Source organism: Moorena sp. SIO3H5 (genome assembly GCF_010692395.1).
Classification (GTDB): Bacteria; Cyanobacteriota; Cyanobacteriia; order Cyanobacteriales; family Coleofasciculaceae; genus Moorena.
On sequence record NZ_JAAHHS010000823.1, the window covers coordinates 1 to 1,037 of the forward strand.

Genomic DNA, 1,037 nt, shown 5'->3' on the forward strand with positions numbered 1-1,037 from the left:
AGTACAGATTCTACAGTAGATTTTATATATTTTTCCCCCTGATATACCGGGATAATTACGGAAATTTTTTTCATTTTATTTGCAATAAAAAATAAAATTTATTCTTGTAAATATTGCGAATTTGACTGTTTCATGCTTTTTTATTCAAGGAATTAGTAACAATACCAATAATTTTAATTTGAGCAGCTTTTACCTCCTCTAATGCTTTTTCCCAAGTGGGGCGTGGTGTTTTACCTAATCCAACAACTAAAATAGTTCCATCCAATTGCTGGGCTAAAATATTGCTATCTAAAACACCCAAAATTTGACTAGTATCATAAACAACTAAATCAAAACTTGTTTTGGCGATTTCCATAATATTTTGCATCCTACTAGATGAAAATAATTTACTTGGATTAGGTAACATAGTACCAGCAGTAACTACAAATAAGTTTTGTTCTGTAGGGGATTGGGTAATTACATGACTCAAATTGAGATTACCAATCAAGACATCACTAAGTCCTTGATTGTTAGTTAAACCTATTTTTTCATGAATTTGGGGGTGATGTAAATTAGCATCCACTAAGAGGACTTTTTGACCTGCTTCTGCTGCCATTTGGGCAAGATTTATGGCAATTGTAGATTTACCATCACCAGTTGTTGCTGATGCGATTGCAATTGATTTAAAAGGAATATCACCCCTACGGGATTGGAATCTTGTATATAGGGAGCAAAAGGCTTCTAATAGAGGAGATTCTATTCTAGATTGATGCTTTGGTGAAACTTCAGTTGAGGATTGAGTAATTTTATGGGGATTTAGCTGAACTACATCAGATTTAGGTTGTGGTAAATTTTGTAGTTCTTTAGTGAAGGGAATCACACCCAATAAAGGTAATTGAGACTCATTTTTAACATCCTCAGAATCATAGAAGACATTGTTTACATTCTCAATCCCAAAAGCTGCTAAACTCCCCAATAATAAGCCAGCAATTATACTAACAGCAATTAGTGGTATTTTTGGAGATACGGGGATAAATTCACCCTTTTTATCCCTGGGA

The 1,037-nt window shown here is 33.7% G+C and carries 1 protein-coding gene; it reads right to left on the reverse strand.

The annotated features are described in order from the left end of the window. Window positions 1-130 precede the first annotated feature (130 nt). The coding region (locus tag F6K52_RS36785; protein WP_293090236.1) for a polysaccharide biosynthesis tyrosine autokinase at window positions 131-1,037 on the reverse strand (907 nt) is incomplete at its 5' end.